The sequence below is a fragment of the Thermococcus sp. genome (assembly GCF_027008145.1).
GTDB lineage: Archaea > Methanobacteriota_B > Thermococci > Thermococcales > Thermococcaceae > Thermococcus.
On sequence record NZ_JALTCZ010000010.1, the window covers coordinates 1 to 3,612 of the forward strand.

7 protein-coding genes and 2 pseudogenes are annotated in these 3,612 nt (G+C 52.0%); all 9 read left to right on the forward strand.

Features of this window, described 5'->3' with window-relative positions:
• A pseudogene (locus MVD07_RS00390) lies at positions 1–227 on the forward strand (preprotein translocase subunit SecY); the annotation flags it as partial.
• A gap of 69 nt (positions 228–296) precedes the next feature.
• A complete protein-coding gene (locus MVD07_RS00395; protein ID WP_297497112.1) occupies positions 297–887 on the forward strand; it encodes an adenylate kinase in 591 nt (196 codons plus the stop codon).
• Entirely contained in the window at positions 880–1,404 is a 525-nt protein-coding gene (locus MVD07_RS00400; protein WP_297497114.1) for a DUF106 domain-containing protein, read from the forward strand. The genes MVD07_RS00395 and MVD07_RS00400 overlap by 8 nt, the downstream gene beginning before the upstream one ends.
• Before the next feature lie 41 nt (positions 1,405–1,445).
• Positions 1,446–1,718 carry a 50S ribosomal protein L34e gene (locus MVD07_RS00405; RefSeq protein ID WP_297497115.1) on the forward strand — a complete coding sequence of 91 codons (273 nt, stop codon included), beginning with the start codon at positions 1,446–1,448 and terminating at the stop codon, positions 1,716–1,718.
• 10 nt (positions 1,719–1,728) lie between these two features.
• On the forward strand, positions 1,729–2,325 hold the full coding sequence (gene cmk / locus MVD07_RS00410) for a (d)CMP kinase (protein ID WP_297497117.1): 597 nt from the start codon (positions 1,729–1,731) through the stop codon (positions 2,323–2,325).
• Positions 2,326–2,577, forward strand: coding sequence for a 50S ribosomal protein L14e (locus MVD07_RS00415; protein WP_297497119.1), 252 nt, complete (start codon positions 2,326–2,328; stop codon positions 2,575–2,577). It begins immediately after the preceding gene.
• A 161-nt stretch (positions 2,578–2,738) separates the two neighbouring features.
• A complete protein-coding gene (locus MVD07_RS00420) occupies positions 2,739–2,960 on the forward strand; it encodes a type II toxin-antitoxin system HicB family antitoxin (protein ID WP_297497121.1) in 222 nt (73 codons plus the stop codon).
• 4 nt (positions 2,961–2,964) lie between these two features.
• Positions 2,965–3,171 carry a type II toxin-antitoxin system HicA family toxin gene (locus MVD07_RS00425; RefSeq protein WP_297497123.1) on the forward strand — a complete coding sequence of 69 codons (207 nt, stop codon included), beginning with the start codon at positions 2,965–2,967 and terminating at the stop codon, positions 3,169–3,171.
• Between the two features lie 10 nt (positions 3,172–3,181).
• A pseudogene (locus MVD07_RS00430) lies at positions 3,182–3,612 on the forward strand (RNA-guided pseudouridylation complex pseudouridine synthase subunit Cbf5); the annotation flags it as partial.

Genomic DNA, 3,612 nt, shown 5'->3' on the forward strand with positions numbered 1-3,612 from the left:
ATCCGAGAATCCTTGAGAGAGTTCTCCAGAGGTACATACCCTATGTTACCTTCTGGGGCTCCTTCACTCTGGCAGTGGTTGCTATACTGGCGGACTTCCTCGGGGCGCTCGGTACCGGAACGGGAATACTGCTGACGGTAGGCATACTCTATAGGTTCTACGAGGAGATAGCAAGGGAACAGGCGACTGAGATGTTCCCCGCCTTGAGAAAGTTCTTCGCGAAATGATTTCCCTTTTTGCAAAACCTTTTAAGTTTGCTTTTTTATTATCCTTGCAGAACCCCCTGGGTGAGGCTCATGCCGTTCGTAGTAATGATCACAGGTATCCCTGGAGTCGGAAAGAGCACCATAACCAGGATTGCCCTCAAGAGGACTAGGATCAAGTTCAGGCTCGTTAACTTTGGCGACCTCATGTTCGAAGAGGCCATAAAGGCTGGCCTCGTCAAGCACAGAGATGAGATGAGGAAGCTTGAACCGGGAGCCCAGAAGGAGCTACAGCTTAAAGCGGCTCAGAGGATAGTTGAGATAGCCCGCAAAGAGCCCGTATTGCTCGATACTCACGCGACCATAAAGACCCCCGTTGGGTATCTCCTCGGCTTTCCCAGGGAGGTCATTGAGGTTATAAACCCCAACTTCATAGTCATCATTGAGGCCACTCCAAGTGAGATCCTCGGAAGACGCCTCCGCGACCTCAAGAGGGACAGGGACGTCGAGACCGAGGGGCAGATAGAGAGACACCAAGATCTCAACAGGGCCGCGGCGATAAGCTATGCCATGCACTCAAACGCCCTCGTGAAGATAATTGAGAACCATGAGGACAAAGGTTTGGAGGAGGCTGTTAACGAGCTTGTAAAAGTACTTGATCTGGCGGTGGGAGAATATGAGTGAGGCGATATATCACTTCCTTGATGTCCTGTTCGGGCCCTTCATCATAAAGTACCACCCTATATGGGTGATAACTGTAGCGGGAGCGATAATCGGCGGTTTCTACACGCTGATATACTATTTCTTCACCGACATAGAAAAGCAGAAGAAGATACAGAAGCTCAGCAAGGAGCTCCAGAAGGAAATGCGTGAGGCACAGAAGAGCGGGGATGAGAAGAAGCTCCGCAAACTCCAGCAGAAGCAGATGGAGCTCATGAAGATGCAGGGTGAAGTGATGAAGCAAACGATGATCCCAATGATAATTACACTGCCCCTGTTCTGGGTATTCTTCGGATGGCTCAGGCGGTGGTACGTGGAAGTCGGGATAGCCAAGTTACCCTTCAACTTCTTCCTCTTCGACTGGTTCCACAAGATGTATCACTCCAACCTTCCACCCGATCAGCTTGGTTACCTCGGCTGGTACTTCCTCACGAGCTATGTCGTCGGCATGATACTGAGGAAGCTCCTGGACATGGGATAAATTTAAAAACGCTCCGCTGAAAGGGGTTGCGAGGTGAGAGCATGAAGCCGATGTACAGATCAAGGTCATGGAGAAGGAAGTACGTCCGCACTCCAGGCGGGAGGACGGTCATACACTTCGAGAGAAGGAAGCCGAAGATAGCCCACTGCGCCCTCTGCGGTAGACCGCTCAACGGCGTTCCTCGCGGAAGGTCGAGTGAACTCAGGAAGCTCCCCAAGACCAAGAAGAGGCCGGAGAGGCCCTACCCGAACCTCTGCCCGAGATGCATGAGGAAGGTCATGAAGGCCCAGGTAAGGGCCAGTATAGCCCTCTGAAGGTGTCCCCATGCCAAAGGGCTGCTTCGTCATAACAGTCAGTGGCCTTGCCGGTTCCGGAACTACCACACTCTGCCGGAACCTCTCCAGGCACTACGGTTTCAAGCACGTCTACGCTGGCTTGATATTCCGCCAGATGGCTAGGGAAATGGGCATGACCCTTGAGGAGTTCCAGAAATACGCTGAACTTCACCCGGAGATAGACAGAGAAGTTGACAGGAGACAGGTCGAGGCAGCCAAGGAGTGCAACGTCGTAATTGAAGGCCGTCTCGCCGGATGGATGGTCAAAAACGCCGATCTGAAAATCTGGCTTGATGCTCCAATAATGGAGCGGGCCAAGAGAGTCACGAGGAGAGAGGGCATCTCCGTTGAGGAGGCCTTCATTGAGATAGCCGAGAGGGAGAAGGGGAACAGGAAAAGGTATTTAAACCTCTACGGCATCGACATCGAGGACAAGTCAATTTACGATTTAATAATAAACACTGCGAAATGGGGTCCCGATGGGGTCTTCGCGATTGTGAAGGCCGCCATCGACCACCTTTACCCCGACGGCGACGCGGGGTCGGGCAGATACCCGGGCAACAAAAAGAAGAAGGAGGTGGGATGAATGCCTGCTGTGGACGTTGGAAGGATTGCCGTTGTTATCGCCGGAAGGAGGGCCGGGCAGAAGGTCGTCGTTGCGGACATAATCGACAGGAACTTCGTCCTTGTTACCGGCGCTGGACTCAACAAGGTCAAGCGCAGGAGGATGAACATCAAACACCTTGAGCCCCTTCCGGAGAAGGTAAACATCGCCAGAGGCGCCTCTGACGAGGAGATAAGGCAGGCCCTTGAGGGCGCTGGAATCAGCCTTGAGTGAGGCCTTCTGGCCTCATATTTCCTTCTGGCAGTTCTGCGGTGTTTCTTTGCACCTCGTTCTTGTCTGTCGCGGGCCGTTCATCTGAACTGGCATTTTCATGCGTTCCTCAGGTATTAGGTGAGTTTATAAAGGAGCATTCATAAGTTTAGCGGGGTGAGAGCATGAACCTCCATGCGGTTATATGGGAGGAAGAGGGGTTTTATGTTATACGGGAGGTCTTTACTGGGGTAACTACGCAGGGGGAGACCATAGAAGAAGCCATCAAAAACCTTCGGGAGGCGGTTGAGCTTTACCTCGAGGAGTTCCCAGAATTGAAGGAAGAACTTGAGAGAATAAACTTTGTGGGCGATTTCAATGTCCAGATTGCCGAGGCTCTCGGGTGAAGACGTGGTTAAAGTCCTTGTCTCAAAGTTCGGCTTTAGGGTATCTCGTCAGAAGGATAGCCATGTGATTCTTGTTAAACACGTTGGAGGTAGGAAAATCGGTACTGTGGTCCCGCTGCATCAAGAACTTAAGCTTGGAACATTAATGGGTGTTCTAAAACTTGCTGGAATTGGAAAGGACGAGTCTATCAAAGCGTTGGAAGATCCGTAAGGTGATGATCATGGCGAGGGACGAAGTCAGGAGGATTTTGCCTGCTGACATAAAGCGTGAAGTTCTGGTTAAAGACGAGAATGCCGAGACCAATCCCAAGTGGGGGTTTCCTCCTGAGAAAAGACCCATGGAAATGCACATCCAGTTCGGTATAATAAACCTCGACAAGCCGCCCGGTCCGACGAGCCACGAGGTGGTCGCGTGGATTAAAAGGCTCTTCAATCTGAAAAAAGCAGGCCACGGTGGAACCCTCGACCCGAAGGTGAGTGGCATTCTGCCGGTTGCGCTTGAGAGAGCCACGAGAGTAGTCCAGGCTCTTCTTCCAGCTGGAAAAGAGTACGTGGCTTTGATGCACCTCCACGGAGACGTTCCAGAGGACAAAATCAGGGCTGTAATGAGGGAGTTCCAGGGTGAGATAATCCAGAGGCCACCACTAAGGAG